At 71.0% G+C, this 20026-nt stretch carries 15 protein-coding genes and 1 pseudogene; 11 read left to right on the forward strand and 5 right to left on the reverse strand.

All coding sequences use genetic code 11. From position 1 onward, the window contains the following. Positions 1-391: 391 nt before the first annotated feature. Entirely contained in the window at positions 392-3409 is a 3018-nt protein-coding gene (locus tag ACIRRY_RS19975) for a glycosyl hydrolase (RefSeq protein WP_403974287.1), read from the forward strand. A 93-nt stretch (positions 3410-3502) separates the two neighbouring features. Here the strand turns inward: ACIRRY_RS19975 and ACIRRY_RS19980 are convergent, their stop codons facing one another. Continuing rightward, positions 3503-4945, reverse strand: coding sequence for a hypothetical protein (locus ACIRRY_RS19980; RefSeq protein ID WP_403974597.1), 1443 nt, complete (start codon positions 4943-4945; stop codon positions 3503-3505). Between the two features lie 674 nt (positions 4946-5619). Between ACIRRY_RS19980 and ACIRRY_RS19985 the strand changes: the two genes are divergently transcribed. Beyond that, positions 5620-6453: a PIG-L family deacetylase gene (locus tag ACIRRY_RS19985; RefSeq protein ID WP_403974290.1), complete on the forward strand. Its 834-nt coding sequence runs from the start codon at positions 5620-5622 to the stop codon at positions 6451-6453. A gap of 688 nt (positions 6454-7141) precedes the next feature. On the opposite strand, the pseudogene ACIRRY_RS19990 reads toward ACIRRY_RS19985, so the two are convergent. Continuing rightward, positions 7142-7738, reverse strand: a pseudogene (locus tag ACIRRY_RS19990) (NAD(P)-dependent oxidoreductase); the annotation flags it as partial. A gap of 14 nt (positions 7739-7752) precedes the next feature. Here ACIRRY_RS19990 and ACIRRY_RS19995 point away from each other — a divergent pair. The 4 genes from ACIRRY_RS19995 to ACIRRY_RS20010 all read left to right on the forward strand — a co-directional run bounded on the left by ACIRRY_RS19995 (position 7753) and on the right by ACIRRY_RS20010 (position 10828). Then, entirely contained in the window at positions 7753-8067 is a 315-nt protein-coding gene (locus ACIRRY_RS19995; RefSeq protein ID WP_403974293.1) for a VOC family protein, read from the forward strand. Positions 8068-8096: 29 nt separating this feature from the next. Beyond that, positions 8097-8612 carry a carboxymuconolactone decarboxylase family protein gene (locus ACIRRY_RS20000; RefSeq protein ID WP_403974296.1) on the forward strand — a complete coding sequence of 172 codons (516 nt, stop codon included), beginning with the start codon at positions 8097-8099 and terminating at the stop codon, positions 8610-8612. Between the two features lie 38 nt (positions 8613-8650). Next, complete coding sequence (locus ACIRRY_RS20005) at positions 8651-9751, forward strand: hypothetical protein (protein WP_403974299.1); 1101 nt, start codon at positions 8651-8653, stop codon at positions 9749-9751. Between the two features lie 123 nt (positions 9752-9874). Continuing rightward, positions 9875-10828, forward strand: a complete 954-nt coding sequence (locus ACIRRY_RS20010; protein WP_403974302.1) for a Ppx/GppA phosphatase family protein — start codon at positions 9875-9877, stop codon at positions 10826-10828. Between the two features lie 374 nt (positions 10829-11202). Here ACIRRY_RS20010 and ACIRRY_RS20015 read toward each other — a convergent pair whose 3' ends face one another. Beyond that, positions 11203-12105, reverse strand: a complete 903-nt coding sequence (locus ACIRRY_RS20015) for a serine hydrolase (RefSeq protein ID WP_403974305.1) — start codon at positions 12103-12105, stop codon at positions 11203-11205. Positions 12106-12216: 111 nt separating this feature from the next. Here ACIRRY_RS20015 and ACIRRY_RS20020 point away from each other — a divergent pair, with 111 nt between their 5' ends. Beyond that, the gene (locus ACIRRY_RS20020) at positions 12217-12594 is read left to right on the forward strand and encodes a hypothetical protein (protein ID WP_403974308.1); all 378 of its coding nucleotides are present in this window, start codon (positions 12217-12219) and stop codon (positions 12592-12594) included. Positions 12595-12874: 280 nt separating this feature from the next. Here the strand turns inward: ACIRRY_RS20020 and ACIRRY_RS20025 are convergent, their stop codons facing one another. Both ACIRRY_RS20025 and ACIRRY_RS20030 read right to left on the reverse strand, forming a co-directional pair. Further along, positions 12875-14863 (reverse strand): hypothetical protein, encoded by a 1989-nt coding sequence (locus tag ACIRRY_RS20025; RefSeq protein WP_403974311.1) that lies wholly within the window; start codon positions 14861-14863, stop codon positions 12875-12877. Positions 14864-15213: 350 nt separating this feature from the next. After that, positions 15214-15690, reverse strand: coding sequence for a hypothetical protein (locus ACIRRY_RS20030; protein ID WP_403974313.1), 477 nt, complete (start codon positions 15688-15690; stop codon positions 15214-15216). Between the two features lie 355 nt (positions 15691-16045). Here ACIRRY_RS20030 and ACIRRY_RS20035 point away from each other — a divergent pair, with 355 nt between their 5' ends. The 4 genes from ACIRRY_RS20035 (at position 16046) to ACIRRY_RS20050 (ending at position 19803) form a co-directional block, all read left to right on the forward strand. Next, entirely contained in the window at positions 16046-16504 is a 459-nt protein-coding gene (locus tag ACIRRY_RS20035) for a hypothetical protein (RefSeq protein ID WP_403974316.1), read from the forward strand. Positions 16505-16617: 113 nt separating this feature from the next. Continuing rightward, positions 16618-17859, forward strand: a complete 1242-nt coding sequence (locus tag ACIRRY_RS20040; protein WP_403974319.1) for a low temperature requirement protein A — start codon at positions 16618-16620, stop codon at positions 17857-17859. 92 nt (positions 17860-17951) lie between these two features. Beyond that, on the forward strand, positions 17952-18377 hold the full coding sequence (locus ACIRRY_RS20045; protein WP_403974322.1) for a hypothetical protein: 426 nt from the start codon (positions 17952-17954) through the stop codon (positions 18375-18377). A 196-nt stretch (positions 18378-18573) separates the two neighbouring features. Beyond that, positions 18574-19803, forward strand: coding sequence for a PP2C family protein-serine/threonine phosphatase (locus ACIRRY_RS20050; RefSeq protein ID WP_403974325.1), 1230 nt, complete (start codon positions 18574-18576; stop codon positions 19801-19803). Positions 19804-20026: the final 223 nt, after the last annotated feature.

Raw genomic sequence — 20026 nt, forward strand, 5'->3', positions numbered from 1 at the left:
GACAAGGCGCCGCAATGACGAGCGTTGCCCACAAAGGGCCGATCCTTCGTGTCGCCACGCCACCCTCCCCCATTGTCGAATCGGTTCGACTCTCCGCCGTGCCCCGCGCCGCCCTCGCGCCGACTCCTGCGGCGGCGCCAGAAGCACGCGGCACCGCACTCCCCGCACCGGGCTATCGGACCTGCCGGGCCACGAGGCGGAAGCCGCATGCGTGATCCGCGGCTCGTCCCGACCCGGCGCACACGCCTTCGTGAACTCGGCTCACCTCGCGCCTCCTTGAATCGTTGTCGTTTCCCTTGACCTCTGCTCGAAGGGCGAATTACGGTTCCGGAGCCTGCATTGAGTGAAACGATTCAACACCTGTCCATACGTGACAAGTTGGGGCTGAACCATGCGCAAAACCCACCCGCAGCGTGGCGGTGCGACGCGTCGGTCGGTACTGGCGGCCGGTCTGACGACGGGCGTTCTCGCGGCACTGGGTCCAGTGGCGAGCGCCGCCGCCTCCGGGACGGCCCACTCCACCGGAGCCGCGCCCACGGCGAGTTGGTTCGCCCGACCGGCCAAGGAGGTTCGGCCCAGGTTCCGTTGGTGGTGGCCGGACGGGCTGGTGGACCCGGTGGAGATCGCGCGGGAGATCGACCGGATGGCCGACGCGGGGTTCGGCGGCGCCGAGATCGCGGCCGTGCACCACAGCATGACCGACACCTCCGTGCTCGACACCGCCCACCACGGGTGGGGCAGCCCGGCCTGGCGCGAGGGTGTGACGGCCGCGCTGCGGCAGGCCGCCCGCCGCGGACTGACCATCGACCTCACCCTCGGCCCCAGTTGGCCCGTCGCCGTGCCCGGAGTGACTCCCGACGACGACGCCGCGGTGAAGGAACTCGCCTACGGCAAGGCCACGTTGACCGGCGGCGCGGCCTACGACGGTCCGGTGCCGGCCTCCGTCTACGCGGCCCCTTCCGGTGTCACCGTGCAGAAGCTCTTCGCCGTCCAGGCCGCCCGCGTCAACACCGCCTACTCCAGCGGCAAGGCGACCGGCCTGGACGCCGACAGCGTCACCGACCTGACCGACCGGGTCTCGGGCGGCCACCTGAGCTGGACCCCGCCCGACGCGGCGACCTGGGTGATCCTGTCGTACTGGCAGCGGGGCTCGGGCCAGCAGCCGGAGGCGGGACCGCACTCCTCGCCCGCCGCGTACGTCGTCGACCACTTCAGCGCGGCCGGGACCGCGGCCGTCACCCGCTACTGGGACTCCACCATCCTGGACTCCACACTCCGCAAGCTCCTCAGATCGGCGGGCAACACCTTCTTCGAGGACTCCGTGGAGCTGGAGACCAAGGGGCTCCAGTGGACGCCCGGCCTGCCCGCCGCCTTCCGCGAGCACACCGGACGGGACCTGCTGCCGTATCTGCCGGCCGTCGTCCTCGACAACGGCAACCAGGTCTTCGCCTTCGAGGCCCGGCTCACCCAGGAGATCCGGCACGACTTCTGGGAGACCGTCTCCGGGCTGTTCAACGAGCACCACCTCGGCGCGCTCAAGTCCTGGGCGCACGGACACGGCATGAGACTCCGCTCCCAGCCCTACGGTCTCCAGACCGACGCCATCGCCTCGGCGGCCCTTCTCGACGTCCCCGAGGGCGAGTCGCTCGGCTTCAAGAACCTCGACGACTACCGCTGCCTGGCCGGCGGACGGGACATGGCCGGCCACCGCATCCTGTCCTGCGAGGCGGGCGCGTACGCGGGCGGCGCCTACAACACCACCTGGGACAAGTTCCTGCGCACCATGGGCGGCGCGTACGCGGCGGGCGTCAACCAGACCGTGATCCACGGCTTCTCCTACGCCACCGCGCCGGGCGTCAGCTGGCCCGGCTTCGCCGCGTTCAGCCCGTACGGCGGAGCCCCGGGATACGGCGAGTCGTGGGGCCCGAGACAGCCGACCTGGCGCCATGTCCCCGACATCACGGGCTATCTCGGCCGCGTCCACGAGGTGCTCCAGTCGGGCACCGCCCGCGCGGACATCGCGGTCTTCCGCCAGACCGGCTACACGGCGACCGGCATCGGCGCCTCCTGGCTGACCTCGACGGGCATCCCGCTCGGCTGGACCCACCAGTTCCTGAGCGGCCCCCTGCTCGACCTCCCCGCGGCCAAGGTCTCCGGCAAGCGCCTCGCATCCGACGGGCCCGCCTACAAGGCCCTGTTCCTCGAAGGCGACTTCTTCTACGGCTCCAATCCCACGCTCGCCGTCGCCGACGCCCGCAGACTCCTGGAGTTCGCGCGTGCCGGGCTGCCCACCGTGCTCCTCGGCGCCTTCGACCAGGCACTCACCCCGGGTCTCCCCGACGACGGGGAGCAGGCCGAACTGCGTTCTCTGACCGCCCAGTTGCTGGCCCTGCCGAATGTCCGCCGGATCACCGACAAGACGTTGGTCGGCGCGGCGTTCGCGGAACTCGGCGTGACCTCCGACGCCGTGTACTCCGTGTCGTCGACCCTGCTCAACGCCCACCGGGTCACCGACGACGCCGACTTCTACTACCTGTGCAACGGCAAGCACGCCGAGACCGTCAAGCCCGCCGTCGCCCTCATCGACCACGACGTCACCTTGCACGCCACTCACCGCAAGGGCTCTGGAACGGTCCCCTACCTGCTGGACCCGTGGAGCGGTCGGGTCAACCGGCTCGCCCAGTACACCCAGGACGGCGACGCGTTCACGTTCCGGGTGACGCTCCAGCCGGGCGAGACCCTCGTCGTCGCGCTGGGCGACCCGGGACTGTTCCGGGACCGCTGCGGCAGCCGTCCGCACGCGGTCGCCACCGACGCGGACAGCGTTCTCTTCACGGACGGATCACTGGTGGTGCGCGCCTTCACGGCCGGTGCCCGCACCACCACCCTGTCGACGGGCCGAAAGGTCACCACGAAGATCCCCGAGGTCCCGGCGACCGTCACCCTCGACCGGTGGACGCTCTCGGTCGACGACTGGCAGCCCGGCGCCACCGTGACCACCACCAGGATCGTCACGCACACCCTGGCACTCGACGCCCTGCTGCCGTGGTCGCAGATCCCCGAACTGGCCGACGTGGGCGGCGTCGGCCGCTACCGGACGACGTTCGCACTGCCGGGCACCTGGGTCTCCGGCACGGGGGCCCTGCTGAAGCTGGGCAGTGTCACCGACACCTGCCGGGTCACCGTCAACGGAACCCTGCTCGACCCCGTCGACCGGCTCAACCCCGTCGTGGACCTCGGCGGACATCTGCGCCGGGGCGCCAACACCATCGAGATCGAGGTGGCCACCCCGCTGTTCAACCGGCTGCGGATCAGCAACCCCGCCGTGTTCGGCACGTCCGCCCGGCAGAACTACGGCCTGGTCGGGCCGGTCCAACTCACGCCGTACGTGCAGCAGACGGTGGCCTGATTCCCGTCACCCCCCGGCAGCCGTAGACATGAACGGCTGCCGGGATTCGTGGGACCGCTCCTCGACCGCTGCCGCCCTCCGTGTCGACGAGGGTCAGGGAGCGATCCCCACGCTCTCGATCCGGCTCCACGCCCGCTCCTGGTCCGCGGTCATGGCGGGCCAGGCGAGCCCGCCCGGCCGGGGACGGATCCGCGAGGCGTACGGGGCGGGGCGGAAGGCGGGGTCGTAGAAGCAACCGCTGCCGTAGGTGCGGTCGAAGGCCGGGCAGGAAGCCGCGACCGAGCGCGCGGTCGGCTTGCGTCCGTGGCGTACCCAAGTGTCCAGCGCCGCAATGGAGTTGGCGTACTCGGAGTCGCTCAGCGCACTGTGCTCGGTCTCCGTCGTGAAGGTCTGGACGAGGTTGCCGCCCCGGCCGGCGCCCTGGAGAGTGGCGCGGTAGGCCGTCTCGTGCTCGACGAAGGCCGTCGGATCGTCGATCGCGTGCAGGGTGAGGACGGGGATGGAGACCTTGCCCGTCAGGTCGCCGTCGTAGGAGAGGTCGCGGCGCGCGGTGGGATCGGCGGAGAACCGTTCGACGCCCGCGTTGAGCGCCTTGTCGTCGTGTGAACCCGAGTACCGCACGCCCTTGTTGCTGAAGGGATTTCGGCCGCCGAGTCGGGTCGACACGATGTCCCGGAACGTGAAGGTCGCGAACCGCAGATGTGATTCGAGCGAGCGCTCCGGGATGCGGGTGACGGCGAGGATGTCGTCGAGGTTGCGCTGCTGGAGCGCGGTCCGCTCCGCGGGGGCGGAGGAGAATCCCGTGCACTCCTGGAGGCGGGCGCGGAGCCCGGCGCTCGTCATGGTGGAGTCCGCGCGAAGCCCCTGCCACAGCGGGTACTGCGGCTCCGTCGGGCGGGGGTGGTTGTGGCAGTAGTACTGGTAGACCACCCGTAGGTCGACCCGGTAGTCGTAGCCGCGCGAACCGCCGCCGAGGACGCCGCTCGTGAGCAGCGCGCCGTCGTAGGCGCCGGGGCGTCTGCCGTAGGTCTCCGCGACCTTGGCGGCGACGTCGCCGCCCCAGGACTGGCCGTGCACATAGGTCCGCTTCGGCTTGCCGAACGTCGAGACGAAGAGTCTGCGGACGTTCTCGGTGTCGGCGGCGGCCATCCGGGTCCCGTACCCACCGCGGCGGTAGGACGAGCCGGCCCAGGCGTACCCCTCCTCGACCATCACCGCCCAGCGCCCCAGATCGTCGGTGCTGCGCGCCGGGTCCGAGGAGTCACCGAAATCGGGTCCGCCGTGCGCGTGCACGACGAGGGATCTGTTCCAGCGGGTCGGAACAGCCATCGCGTAATACGCCCCGTTGGCGTCCTGGCCGGTGTAACACGTCGCCTTCCCGATCAGGTCGGGCGGACAGGCGGCTACGGCGGGCGGCGCGGTCTGCGCCGGGGGCGCGGGGGCGTTGCCGAGCGTGCCGAGGAGTGCCGCGGCGAGGACTGCGGCGAGTGCGGCCCGACGGTGGCGAGGGGCCGAGAGCCGTCGGCGTACCGGCACGGGCGCGTCAAATGTGGTCACGGGAGCGGCTCCTATGAATTCACTGTGCGAAGTTGCCCTGCGATCCGAGATGTTAGGAAGCGCCGCATGCGGGGACCAGTCGTCGATCATTGCGTTCATAGTGTTCGCCCGCCCCACCAAGGGGCCCCGTCCTGGCCGACGGCGCGATCCGCGTCCCGACCCGCACCACGAAGTACACCGACCAGGGCACGCTCACCTCCTGAACCCCGCTTCCGGCGCCTCCCGTCGGCGGGGGGGAACTCCTGACGGCAGGCCGAGAGCCGTACCGCCGGTCTGATGACGCACATGATCGGCACGCCGTACTCCCCGTATCTGCGGGTCCTCACTCGGCGTCGAGTCCCGGCGCTGCGCGGCGTGTGGGCCGCGGGTCCCGGTGGCGCCGTCCTCGTCGACGACAGTGGTCCACTCCATCAGGACATGCAGGTCGCGCCTGTACCCCGATCGCGTTGAGACGCCGACGTCCGGAAGGCCGAGCGGCCTCACCGGGAACAGTTGGTCCGGTCGGCGCGGTTGCAACGGCCGAGGGACCGTGCCGCGCGGGCGGGGAACAGGAGAGCGCAATGTCGTCCGCCCCGCGCGGATCCGGGCCCCGGATCGCGGTACACCCACCGCACTATTTGGACCACGACGTAATTTCTGCAGGAGGACTTTTCATGACTGGCCGGCCCTTGACGCTCATGGCAGTGCACGCCCACCCCGACGACGAGGCCACCGGAACCGGAGGGGTCCTCGCGCGGTACGCGGCGGAAGGCATCCGCACGGTTCTCGTGACCTGTACCGACGGCGCTTGCGGTGACGGACCGGGAGGTGTCAAGCCGGGCGATCCCGGCCACGATCCGGCGGCCGTCGCCCTCATGCGCCGTCAGGAACTCGAAGCGAGCTGTGAGGTCCTGAAGATCAGCGATCTGGAACTGCTGGACTACGCCGACTCCGGGATGATGGGGTGGCCGACCAACGACGCCCCCGGCTCCTTCTGGCAGACCCCCGTGCAAGAAGGCGCGGCCCGACTCGCGGACCTCATGCGGCACTACCGTCCCGATGTGGTCGTCACCTACGACGAGAACGGCTTCTACGGCCACCCCGACCACATCCAGGCCCACCGCATCACCATGGCGGCGCTGGAGATGACCGGACTGGCACCGAAGGTGTACTGGACCACGATGCCCCGCTCGGGGATGCGGCGATTCGGGGAGATCATGCGCGAGTTCCACCCGGACATGCCGGAGCCGGATCCCGCCGAGGCCGCCGCGATGGCCGAGATCGGCCTCCCCGACGACGAGATCACCACCTGGGTGGACACCACCGCGTTCAGCGGCCAGAAGTTCGACGCCCTGGCCGCGCACGCCAGTCAGGGCGACAACATCTTCTTCCTCAAGCTGGGCAAGGAGAGGTTCGGCGAGCTGATGGGCATCGAGACCTTCGTACGCGTCCAGGACACCACCGGCACGGCCGTACCCGAGAACGACCTCTTCGCCGGACTACGCTGATCCGCCCTCCGGCGAGGTCGTCAAATCCACGTATCGCCCCGTTCAGGCTCCGGTGATGGGCGATGCCGACGAAGTTCCGGCTTAACTGGATTAACACCGGGCGGCGTTAAGGAGTCAGCCCCTCAACGGCAATCGCTCACATAACGGTCGGCGGTCGCGTGCGGCAGGCTCTGTCACTCCGGTTCCGGAGGGCGAAGTCGACCGCACGCACTGCCCGTTGGCGGGTCCACAGGCCACGGGCCATGCCCCTCGGGCGGCTGCTGCGGGATTTCGAAAGCGCGGCCAGCTGCCGGTAGGGCTCGGACGGTGCTCACAGCGCTCCGTGACGGGGTAGCCGAACACCCGGATCGTCAAGTCCGCGTATGGCTGGGGGGGTTCCGCCCTCAAGCGGCTGCCGAGACCCCAAGAACACCAGGTGCCGACACCTACGGATCGACTTCACGGCCACCTGGCCCGACGGACAGCCCTCCTACGACCAGGCGGTGCGTGAAGCGCCGGAGTACGCCGTCTGCGGCGGGGCCGGCCCTGTGATCGGCTGATCGACACGAAGCCCGTGGAGCGCGGCGCAAAGGTCGTCGGCATGAAGGCCTCCGTCATCGAGAGCCACGGCTGACGCGCCCCCGTACGCCCATCACCCACGAGGAGTTCCGCATGACCGCCCACGACGCATCGCCCCCGAACGCCCGTCTCAGGCGGCAGCATGCCCCGGCGCCTTCCACCCCTTCTCCGTCGTGACCAGCACCCGCTGACCGGCGAGGCCGCGGTCGCCGGCGATCTCGACGAGGGCACGCGCTACGTTCGTGAACGGGAGGGTGGGCAGGCCCGGGACCTTGGCGACCTGGTCGAGGCGCTTGACGGTGGCGGCGGGGGCGGCCGGGGCCTCCTTGAGGTTGACCGGGTGGACGATCGTCCAGTTCAGGCCGCTCGCGGGCAGGCTCCGCTCCGAGAGCTCCTTGTCCTTGAAGATCGCGGCGACGACCGTCTTGTAGACCAGCCGCCCGAGGAGCGACGCCTTCACTGCCGTGTCCCCGACGCCGAACGCGGAGACGAGCACGAACCGCTCGACACCGGCATCCCGCACGGCGGCGGTGACGACCGGCAGGGTGCGCTGCATCAGGTCGACGGGCTTCTTCGCGCGCAGGGCGACCCCGATATCCGAGATCACGGCGTCGCTGCCGACGAATGCCTTCGCCATCGCGGCCCGGTCGTCGCGGGAGCCCTGTACGACGGTCAGGGCGGGCCGCGTCTGCACCGCGTCCGGGTTACGGACGTAGGCCACCACCTGATGGGCAGACCGAGTTGATCCAGCCGCTCAACGACGAGCCGTCCCTCTACAAGGACTTCCTGGACGCCGGACACGAGGGCGCGCAGCACGTCGCCTACTGGACCAAGGACTACCAGAAGCTCTACGACCGTGCCCTGTCCCTCGGTTACACCGTCGCCCAGGAGGCCGCGATCCAAGGTGGCCGCTTCGCCTACCTCGACACCGAGACGCACCCCGGCACGGTGATCGAGATCTCCGACATCGGCGGCGCCAAGGGCGAACTCTTCGCCGCGCTACGGGAGATGGCGGCCGCGTGGGACGGCACCAACCCCATCAACAAGGTCGGCTGACCCCGCCGTACGCACGAAGGAGAGGCCTGATGAGCATGGACTACCCCGACCTGACCGAACTCCCCGCCGACCTGCGGAAGATCGCCGCCGAGCGGTCGGCCGTGAACATCTACCGCATGGTGTTCCACTCGCCTGCCCTGGCTCCCGCCTTCCTTCAGATGGCCGACGCGATCTTCCAGGGAGCGCTGCCGCATCCCTTGCGCGAACTCGCCATCCTCCGGGTCGGGCACGCCTACCGGGCGCCGTACGAGATCCATCACCACGAGAACATCGGCCGGCTCCTCGGGCTGGACGAGGCCGGCATCGCTGCCGCTGGAACCGGTTCGGCCGAGGGTCTGACGGCGGAGCAGACGGCGATCCTCCACCTCACCGACCGGTTGCTGGCGCAGCACACGCTGACCGAGACCGACCGCGCCGAGGCGCTCTCGTTCCTCACCGCCGGGCAACTCTCCGACCTGGTCCTGACGGTCGGCTTCTACCAACTGGTCTGCAAGTTCCTGAACACCTTAGACGTGACGACCGAGGGCGAGAAGGCCCCCTACTAGAACCCCGAAACACTTGCCCCCATCGTCCAGGAGGACCGGTGAAGCTCGCCTGGCAGAACTCCGACGTCCTCGACATGCCCACCCTGGGCACCCGCGTCACCGCCTTCGACGGCCTGACCGAGGTGCCCGGCGGCTACGGCGCCCGACTCGCCTGGGCCCGCGATCAGGCCAAGGTCTTCCGCACCGAGTTCGCCGCCACCGGCACCCCGGACAGCGTCACGACCTGCGACCTGATCACACTGCCGTACCCCACCAAGTTCGGCCTGTTCAGGGCCAGTCGGGCGATCGCCCCGTTCCTGTCGATCACCAACCGCATGCTGGTCGTACGGTGGGCGGAGAGCGACGGCCGCAAACGGGTGCTGCTGTTCGAGCCCAGCGACCACGAACCCGGCCAGAACACGCCCTACTTCGCCGCCTTGATCCGCCGCACCCCCGGGCCGCTGCAGTCGCTGCTCACCACCGAACACGGCACGGTCCTGGGCCACTTGGCCCGTCTCGGCATCAGGCCGGAGGATGTCGACTACCTGGTCTTCGACCATCTGCACACCCAGGACCTGCGCCGCTGGGTGGGGACGACCGGTCCGCAGCGCGACCTCGGCGGCACCGTGACACCCGCGTTCCCCAACGCGAAAGTCATCGTGCAGCGCCACGAGTTGCTGGCCATGTCCCAGCTGCACCCACTCCAACGGCCCTGGTACCAGCCGGAGACCTATCAGGACGTACGGCCGGACGCGTTCCTCCCTGTCGACGGTTCGCTGATCCTCGGTCCGGGTGTCGCCGTGGTCGAGACCCCCGGGCATGTGTTCGGCAACCAGACCATCGTCCTCAACACCTCCACCGGCGTCTGGGCGAGCAGCGAGAACGTGATCGCCGCCGAGTGCCTGACCCCCGAGCACTCCCGCATGCCGGGCATCGCCCGCTGGGCCCGCACCTGGGGCCAGGAGGTCGTCCTCAACGCGAACACCATCGAGACGACCGCCGACCAGTACAACTCACTGATCGTCGAGAAGACCCTGGTCGACCGCTCCCAGACCGATCCCCGCTTCCTCCAGTTCTTCCCCTCCAGCGAACTGACCGCCTCCTGGGCGAACCCGGGGACGTCGCCCACCTTCACGCACAAGGAGATCGCACACTCGTGACGGGGGCACGTTCCGGCTCGGCGCGGCTTCGCCCCGCTGTTCAGGAGACAGATCGGAGGGCGCACAAGTGGTGACGATATAGTTGTCCGTTGGGCCGGAAACACGGGACAAGGGGGGTACAGGGTGCGGCAGGCAGGTGTGCTCGATGTCGGGTGCCACAGTGCTCTGCTGACGGTCGTGCGGCGGAGCCCGGGCGCGATGCTGGAGCCGGTCTTCTCCCGCAAGGTACGGCTGAGGCTGCACGAGACCCTCGACCACAAGGGACGGCTGGACCAGGCCGGCGTGGAAAGCGTCGAGCAGGCGGTGGCCGAGGCCGTGGCCGCGAACCCGCGTCCGCGCGGGCCGGAGGTGTTCGCGTTCGCCACCTCCGTCATCCGGGACGCGCCGAACCGTGACGCGATCATCGCGAGCGTGGCGCGCACCACGGGTACCCGCCTTCGCGTGCTGACCGGTGAGGAGGAGGCGCGGCTGGCCTACGTCGCCGCTCGTCAGTGGGCGGGCCCGGAGGCCGGTCCACTGCTCGTCCTGGACGTCGGCGGCGGCACCCTGGAGATCGCCTCCGGCACCGGGGACCAGCCCCGTACCGTGCACTCGCTGCCGCTGGGCGCGCGCAGGATCACCCGGGACTGGCTGCCCGGCAACACCGTGCCGTCCCAGCGCCGCCTGGCCGAGATCCGCAAGCATCTGCGCCGGTCCCTGGAAGCCGTTCCCGGCCTGCCGCTCGCAGAGCCGGGCGTGCGGGTGCTGGCCTGCTCCAAGACCTTCGAACAGCTCGCCCGGCTCGCCGCGGCGCGGGGCCCGTCGCCACGCACCGGGCGGAAGCTGGCCCTGCCTCACCTGCGCACGTCGGTCGCCCTGCTGGCCGGGGCGAAGCCGTCCCGGCGCGGCAAGCTGCCGGGCATCTCGCGCCATCGCGCCGAACAGTCCCTGGCCGGAGCCCTGATCGCGCAGGCCCTCATGGAGGCGTGTGGGGCCAAAGCCGTCGAGATCTGTCCTTGGTCCACGCGCGAAGGGCTGCTGCTGGAACACCTCGGCGCACCCCGCGCGACAACCGGCGGCTCCCGCCTCGCCGGCTGAACTCCAGCGGACTCGACGGCGGCAGAACCGCCCGTGTCGGTGTTGGCCGGGGACCAGTTGCCTTCCTGCGGGTGGAGGTCCGGAGCGCGTGTCGGCGACTGGGCCACGGCGGGCCGGCCGGCATGGGTCTCGATGAACTTCCGCAGTGGCGCGACCAGTTGCAGGCGCAGGTGGTCTCGCACCGCCACGATCGGACCAAGCCCCTGCGGTTCTTCGTCGCGGCCCCGGCAGTTACGGATCGCGCGGAGCGGACCGGACCTCGGGGGGCCACGGCGTACCAGGAACGGACGACCAGGAAGCCGGTGGCCCGCAATCGCACGGGTACCCGTCCGACGCGCCGCGCCGAACGCGGTACGTCACGTGCGTCCGTGCCGTCAGCCGGCCGCCCGTGCTGCGGTGACCGCCGTGCGGGCCGCGCGTTCGACCGCCGCGATGCCGTCCGGCATCGACGCGTTGCCGTCGGAGAGGACCGCGACGAGGTAGTGGTGTGTTCCCGAAGTGACCTGGCCGACGCTGTTGATGTCCCACAGGCCGGTGGTACTGCGTTGCAGCCAGCCGTTCTTGAGGGCCCATCCGGCGTCGGAGGCCGCCGAGACGCCCCATGACTGTCCGGCGGAGATGCGGGTCATCAGCGTGCGGATGTAGGTCTGGGACGTCGTGGTCAGTACGGGCCCGCTGGAGGCCGAGGTCCCGCCGCCGGCGAACACCGCGCGCAGCAGGCGGATCTGGTCGGTCACCGTGGTGCGCGTGAGTCCCCACATTCCACCGGCCCCGCCCACGGTCGAGGTCAGGCCCAGGCGCTTGTTCACCGCCTCCAGGCCGGGTGCGAGGCCGATCTCGCGCCAGAGCGCGGTCGCCGCGTCGTTGTCGCTGCGCTCGATCATCGCCTCGGCCTCGGTGCGCTCGTGCTGGGTGAGGCCGCGTCCGGCGTCCTGAGCCTGGAGAAGCAGCGTGGCGAGGATGTCGACCTTGATGATGCTGGCCGTGTCGTAGGGGACGTCATTCCCCCGTACCTGCGGATTCCGCGCGGGGTGGTCCAGGTCCAGCACGGCGGTCGTCACGCGCGCCTCGCTGGTCGCGGTCGGCTGCGCGGTGCCGGCGGATGGCTCCGACGTCCCGGTGACGGCTGCCGCCGGGCCGACGACACCGACCGCGAGGACGGTGGCTATGGAGCCGGTGAAGAGCGCCGTGCGGAGACCGGCACGCCTGGCGTGTCGGCCGGGCGTGCTCGTGTTCGTGCTCCGCGTGGTCGGTCGAGGGTTCGGGCGGTGCGGCATGAGGCCTCGGTGGTTCGGGGGCGGGGACACAGAGGTGCGAACGTAGACGAGGCGACGGTTTCGTGAGGTGACCGGTGCCACGAAAAGGCCGTAATCAAGTGATTTGTGAGGATGACCACAGCTACCGGACCGCCGCCCGGGATCGAGCTGAGAAGGTCGACGGAGTTGGCGCGGTCCCCCGGCCGACCGGGAAAGGCGCCCCGAGCCGACAAGTGGCACAGTGCGGCTACGGCGGGCGGGACACGGGATCCGCAATCCCCCTGCTTCGCCACCAAGGAAGACGTCCTGTTGGTCATGGTGGAGGACCACTCCTGGCACACACGGGACGCCCTGGCGGGACGGCCGGACGACGAACCGGTGTGGACAGCACTGCGGTACGCCCCGGAGCCCGCCGTACGCCAAGAGGGCAAGGACACCGCCGCCGCGCTGCAGACAGCCCGGGCCATCGTCCGATCACCCTCGGTCCGCAGCTACTACCAAGAGCGCTAACTGCACCTGCGAGAACTGCTCCATCCCGAGGTCGTCCGCCGGCTCGCACCGCCGGACCCCGCACAGGCCGATCCAGGCGCATCGGCTCCCATCGCCAGCGCCCTAAGTTGTCTCGACGCGGCCATGGAGACCTGGGTCGAGCCGCGGCGGCACATCGCCCCTGCCTCAGTTTCTCGACCAGGCCATGGGGGCGGTTCATCCGCTCGGACCCCCGTCGGTGAGCGGACTTCGAGCCCCGCGCTCGCGCTCTCGCGGTTGCTGACGCAGTAGGACAGAGGACTCAGGTCCCGGGAGTGCCGACCGCGTCCAACCCCTCGCCGGTGGAGAGGCGCGCCCGGACCGTGACGCGCGGGTCGTGCGGGGCCGGTACGGCGAGGGTGCGGGCCTGCTTCGTGATCGTCACGTCTCCGGTCACCGAAAGGCGGGTGACGGCTCGGCTGCCGGCGGCCAGCGCGAACCAGTGGCCGTTCGGGGAGCGCCAGCCGCTCACGGCCACGACGTGCTGCCCGAACCGGCTGCACGCGGCGGTCGCGTGGGCCCGTGCGACCGTCCGGGCCGGCGCGCCGGGCGCGTACCCGCTCGTGCGGAAGGACACCGTCACGTCGCCGGAACCGCGCCAGGTGTCGGCGCGGGCGCAGGTCCACACGGCGTGGCCGCCGCCGTCGGGCAGGTCCTGTTCGGCGAAGTCCCAGTTGTTCACGGCGCGTACACCGCTGTCGCGCAGGGACCCCAGGGAGCAGGCCTGGTGGGCCCAGGCCAGGAGTGCCTGCGGGCCGGTGGCTTCACGGGGCTGACGGGCGGGCGGTGTGCCGTGTCCGGGCAGCGGGGTGAAGGTGAGGTGGACCGGGGACAGGTCGCCCAGCGGGGCGAGCAGGAACGCGTGGTGTTCGGCGATGCGTTGCGAGGAACGCAGTTGCAGGACCGGCCGACTGTCGCACTTCCCCGACGCGGGCACGGTGGGGACGGGGTCCGTGACGCCGTCCTTCGCGGTGTGCAGCGGACGGGCGAGGACATCGGGGTGCAGCAGGTCGCGGGTCTGCGACTCCGCCACCCAGGGGGCCAGGAGGTAGCGGGCCTTGCCTCCCGGCGGGGTGAGGGTGACGGCGGCGGCCGTGGTGACGTCAGCGTCGTCGGCGCGGGCGACGCTCAACTCCGCGTCCCGCGCCCCGGATCGGGCCTCGCCGTAGCGGGCGAGGCGCTCTCCGTCGTAGAGCAGTACCACCGCGCGGTCGTCGATGTTCCCGGCGTAGAGCAGTTGCGGTGCGGTGGCCGGAGGGGTCGCGGTCGTGGCGGGGGTGAGGTGGAGGTGTGTGCGGGAACGCGGGTGTGTCCATGCGGACAGGGCGCGGTCGAGGAGGCTCTGGTCGTGGTTGCGGGAGCCGCGGGCCGGCCAGGCGGTGAAGTCGACCCGTGAGGTGTTGTCCCACACCCCGGCGGCCGTACGCACCAGGTCCGCGGGACCGGGCACGGTGCGTGCCGCCGGCGCCTGGGTGTCCGCCCGGTGTGCCGTGCCGTCACCGGCAGCGGCGAGGGTCACCACCGTGACCAGCCCGATCGCCGCCGCCCCCAGGACCAGGCGGGCCCGCCTGGTGCGGCGCAGCAGATCGGTGGGACCGGCCTGGAGGGCGCAGGCGTCGAACTCCTGCGACGCGAGCAGCGCGGCGGGCGATCTGCGCGAGTTCTCCTCCAGGACGCCCGCGATGCGCAGGGCCGCGGGCACATCCGGGACGTCCGCCGACTCCAGCAGGTCACGGACGGAGTCCACGGAAAGGCCGTGGACCGTGCGCAGCAGGAACGCCGCGCGGGCCGCTGCGGGGGCCGCGGACAGCCGCTGCGCCAGGGCGAGTTCGTCCACTCCGCCCGAACGCGGGAACAATCGCAACCCCCAGACCAGAGGCAGCCGGGGCCGCAGCGCGCCCGGGTGAACCCACCCCGCGGGCCACATCCGCGGACGCCTGCCGTACGTCAGCGTCGCGCGCAGCACCTCCACCAGGAGGCGGCGCTCGACGGTGTCGCCTCCCCCGCCTCCCCGTGACTCCCCGCGCGGGGAGGGGACGCCGGGTTCGGTACGTACCGTGCCCGCGCGGCGCAGCGCCCGCTGGACCAGGGAGTGCGCCACGAGGACCCGCTGGTGCCGGCCGAGCGAGGCGGGCAGGACGAGGTGTGCCAGGCGGACCAGATCGCCGTACTGCTCGACGAGGACGGACTCGGCCTCCCGAACCCGGGACCTGACGCCCCCGGCGTAGGGCCGTAGCGAGCGAAGCTGCATGGATCGGGACGCTTTCCGGGAGAGGGGGCGGCGATGTGCCGTTGCGTCAAACGAGTGAATCCCGGACAGGTCACCGTTACCTGCCGCAGAGCGCGCCGCCGCACTCCCGTCCGCGCACCGGCGCGCCCCCTGGTCGGCGACCTTCGCCGGCGACTCGGCGAGGTGATGCGCGCCGGTGCAGTCGGCCGTGCGCCCAGGGCACTGACCAGTGAGCAGATGCCAACCCGGCTGCGTGGACTGGGTGATCACCGTCGCTCCCGGGCTGCTCACCGCACCGGCACTCCCGCCTTCGCTGCCCACCTACCCGATGTCCGGCCCCACGCCGCAGAACGTCGCCTGCTGCGGGAGAACTACCGGGACGCCCCGCCCGTAGGCGGTTCGGCGACCAGGCGGAACAGGTCGCGTGTCGGGTGCACCTCGACCGGGATGCTCGTCCCGACCTCGATGATCTTCTCCCCGGCGACGAGGTGGCTCGTGGTGAACGGCGGCCGGCCCGGCACGGTGACCAGCATCCGGACCCTGGTGCAGCGGTCGTCCTCGCCGGACCACACGTGCTGCGCGGACGTGACGTCGCCCATGGCGCGCACGCCGGCCGTGTCCAGGTCGCGCCACACGCGCTGATCCCGCACCGTGCCGACGACGGCCAGGATCAGGACGACCACGGTGAGTGGGGTCCAGACGAGACCGGTCACGACGACCGCAAGCCTGTCGTCGTCGGGGACGTACCCGCCGACACCGGCCAGCAGGATCAGGGGACCGGCACACACGACCAGGAGCCCGAGCGCGGTCCAGACCGGCTGCTCGGAAAACCCCGCCGGACGATTCACCGGACCTTCGGCCTCGGGTATCGCACCACTCGTCACGGCGTGGCCCGCCCACCGCGGGGAAGGGAATCCGAAGCACTGCGCGAGCAACCTGACACAGGCGGATCATAACGGTCCTGGTCCGGTCGTCATGGCGCGGCGTAGCGCGGGCCGATCGCGGCAGTGACCAACTGGGCATCGACCGAGTCGAGTTGGGCGTCCGCAGTCCGGGTCCAGGTGGGCGAGGACCAGCCCTTCAGACCCGGAGACGAGAAGCACGCGCTTGGGCAACGCCCGGACGGGCCAAGGGCGTTGCCGAACCGATCGCATACCGTACTGGCACCCCGCCCACATCCGATCCGCCCGGAGGCTCCGTCCGATGGCCCGCCTGTACGTCCGCTCCGGCCTCGCCCCCGACAACCCGGACGCGGCCTTCCCCATCCTCGTCGTCGATCCCGACGGCACCCCCGGCGAACGTGCCCTGAGCCGACTCGGCGGGCACTGCCACGAAGGCGAGAGTGCGTTCCATCTCGTACGGACCGACGGCTGGGCCGAGCGGTCGCTCGACGCCAAGGCCCTGGTGGTCGGCGTCGCCGTCCACCCCGTGCTGCTCGGGCAGGCGGGCGTGGATCCGGCCGACTTCCCCGAACGGTCGGCGATCGACCCGGACGCCGTGCTGCTTCTGTCGGCCCGGACGACGGCCGATCCGGCGCTCCGCGCACGCCTCGGCGAGCCGACCGCCGTGTTCACGGCGGGACCCGACGTCACGCTCGACCGGCTCCTCGCCGACGACGAGGAGTGGCCCATCATGCTGGCTCCCCCACCGTCCCGGACCTGAGCCTCTGCCGGACTACGGGGAGTCGGGCACCCAAGCATCGGCCCCACCAACTGCCCACCGCCAACCGCCGGTTTCCGCGTCGTAAGTCATCGACAACAGGGCATGGTGATCCAGTGAGCGACGACAACACGACCGCACCGGCCCCGCAACCGACCTCCGAGGAGAACCGGCACGCCAGTTGGTTGGAACTGTTCTTCGACCTGGTCGCCGTGGCGGGTGTGGCGCAGATCGCGCATCTGCTGCACGGAGTTCCGGACGTGTCCGACCTGGGCCTGTACGCGCTGCTGTTCCTCGCCTTCTGGACGGCTTGGATCTGCTTCACCCTGTACGCGAACGTGGCCTACGAGAACACCCACGTCCGTACGGTGCTGGCCGCGATGTTCGGCATGGCCGTCATGGCCGCGGCAGTGGCGGGGGTGCACGAGGGGGACGACCGGCACGCGCGCGTGTTCGCCCTCGCCTACGTACTGATCCGGGTCCTGGCGAGCCGGGCCTGGCAGCACCGTCGCCAGATCCTCGTCGACTGGCCGGCCGCTCAGATGTCGCTCGGCGTGATCCCGTGGATCGTCTCCCTCTGGGCACACGATCCGACGCGCTACTGGCTCTGGGCCCTCGGTATCGCCCTCGATCTGTACGTCACGTTCGCGGTCTCCGCGCGCGACATCGTCGAGCACCAGGAGGCCCGGGAACGCCACGGCAAGAATCGGGAACGCGACGACAAGCAATCCGCTCGGCGCGACTCCGCGGGGCGCACGTCGCTCGCGCGGCCCCAGTCGGAGCACCTGAGCGAACGGCTCGGCCTCTTCGTCATCATCGTGCTGGGCGAGGGCGTCGCCCAGGTGGTCGCGGCCACCTCGGACGCGGAGTGGGACAAGAAGCTGTACATGCTCGCCGTGGCGTCGTTCTTCCTGCTGGCCACGCTGTGGTCGTTGTCCTTCGGGCACGGCTACGCGGGGGTGCCGCACCTGACGGCCGGAGTGTTGCCCGCCCGCGCGGCCCTGCCCCTGCACTGTTTCGTGTCCGGTTGCCTCGCCGCTCTGGCCGCCGCGCTGGGAGCCGCCGCCGAGCATCTGGAGACGCTGCCGGACGCCACCCGGTGGCTGCTGTGCTCGTCGCTGGCCGGGTACTTCCTGCTCAGCGGACTCGCCTGGCTCGGCCAAGCCGAGCGGGAACGGCGGTGGCTGCTGTCCGTGGCGCTCCCCTGCTGCGTGCTGCCCCTGCTGCTGGCGGTGTTCGGCACACATGTCCGCACCGTGTCCGTGGTCTGGCTGCTCGTCCTGATCACCTTTTGGCCGATCCTCTACGAGCGACGGGCGGCGAAGTCGTCCAAGAGGGCGGTGCGGACCGGGAGTTGAGCCATGGGGCGAGGTTGTACCGGCGGCGCGGACTCGGGCAGGCTGGCTTCCCCGTCGCCAGAGGAGCGGGTCGACCAGAAGGAGTCGCAGGCATGATCGACTGGGTGCCTCTCCGTACCGGAGCACGGCCCGTCCCCTCGCCCATGGCCACGCCGCTGGTCTGGGCCGCGGCGTCCGGCGGCGCGCTGGTGCTGGTGGCGCTGCTCAACGCGCTGATAGGTACCGATCGGCCCTCGCCCGCGCTGGCCGCACTCTCCTTGCTCTCGGTGCTGCTCGGCCTGTGCGCCCGCTTCACGGCGGCGCCCGGCACCGCGGTGCTGTGCTGGCTCTTCCTCAACGGCTTCGCCGTCCCGCCCGCCGGCACCCTCACCTGGACCGGACACCGTGACGCGCTCTGGCTCGCCTGTCTGTTCACCGCCGCCCTGGTCGGCACGGCTCTGGCCCGCCTCCTCCACGCCCGGGCCGCCTACCGCCGTCTCACCACGGACATCGGCGGCCCGACGGAGACCGGACCATGAACGGCGTGGCCGCTCACCGGGCAATACCATCGCGGCGCCGCCCAGGACGGCCTCCGCGGGCAGGCCACTCGGTCGAGTGACGGCCTAGGGCATCGTCACTGCTCACCGAACCGAAAAGAGCCGTTTCCGGGCTTCATGGCCAGATCCCTCCTATCGTGGAGCGACACAGTGACCCTCGGCGTCGAACGGGCAGGCCATGCAGGATCCGGAGATCGACTACGCGGAGATTTTCCGCGCCCTGCCCGGCATGGTGGCGCTGCTCACCCCCGAGCTCGTCTACCTCGATGCCAACGAGGACTTCGAACGCCTGTCGGGACGTAAACGCGAGGAACTGATCGGCCGCTACATCTTCGACGTCTTCCCCGAGAACCCCAAGGACCCGGCGGCGGCCGGCATGCGCGAGACCCGGGAGTCGATGCTGCGCGCGGCGACCTCCGGGGAGCGCGACACCATGGCCCTGCTCCGCTACGACATCGAGGACCCCCAGGGGTCCGGCCGCTGGGTGGAGCACTTCTGGAGCCCGGTCAACGCGCCCGTGCGCGGCCAGGACGGCAAGGTGACGCTGATCGTCCACCGGGTCGAGGAGGTCACCGAGTTCGTCCGGGCCTTCGGCGGCCGTGCCGACGACAAACGGGCCCGGATATTGGAAGCCGAGCTGTACACCCGGGCACGCGAGCTTCAGGAGGTCAACGAGCGGCTGCGCACGGCCCACGCCCATGAGCGCGAGGTGGCCCTGACCCTCCAGGCGGCGATGCTGCCACCGCCGCGCCCGGTCGGCCACCACCGGGCGGCCGTCCGCTACCGGCCCGCCGTGGGTGCCCTGAACGTGTGCGGCGACTGGTACGACCTGGTCGACCTGCCCGCCGGCGGGATGGCGGTCGCCGTCGGTGACGTCGTCGGGCACGGCCTGCAGGCCGCCTGCGCCATGGGTCAACTCCGCAGCGCCCTGAGCGCGGCCTGCCGGGTCGCCGACGGGCCTGGCCCCGCCCTGGAGGCTCTCGGTCTGTACTCGCGTTTCGTCGAGGGCGCCGAGTCGGCCACCGCGGTGACGACGTTCATCGACTGGGACGACCACATCATCACCTACAGCTGTGCGGGCCATCCGCCCCCGGCCCTGCTCGCCCCCGACGGCACGGTGACCTTCCTCGACCAGGCCACCGACCCGCCCCTGGGCGCCAGGCCCGAGCATGTCGGCCGGGTGCAGACGGGCGTCCCCTTCGCCGAGGGCGCCACCCTCGTGCTGTACACCGACGGACTGATCGAGCGTCGTACGGAGGACATCGACCGCGGCCTCGCCCGCCTCGCCGACTCCCTCGCCCGGCACCGGGACGCGGAGCCCGAGCCCCTGGCCGACGCCCTGCTCGCCGATCTGCTGCCGGCCGAGGGCAACACCGACGACACGGCCCTGATCGTCCTGCGTCTGTGACGGCACGTCCGTTCCGGGCAGGCGCCGTACGTCTGGCCTGAACTCGTGGCCCGGCGAACCGCCCGCCGGCCCTGCGCGAGTACGGAGAACGAGCGTGGAGATACGCCCTGTTCGCCGGTTTGAGAGGTGTCTCGTCTCAGCCCGTCCACAGCTTCCCCGGCCGATTGTCAGTGATCGCCGCTAACGTTCCACTTGTCGTCGCACAGAAGTCGGGGTATCCCGG

It is taken from the genome of Streptomyces sp. NPDC101776, from assembly GCF_044766845.1.
Taxonomy (GTDB): Bacteria; Actinomycetota; Actinomycetes; order Streptomycetales; family Streptomycetaceae; genus Streptomyces.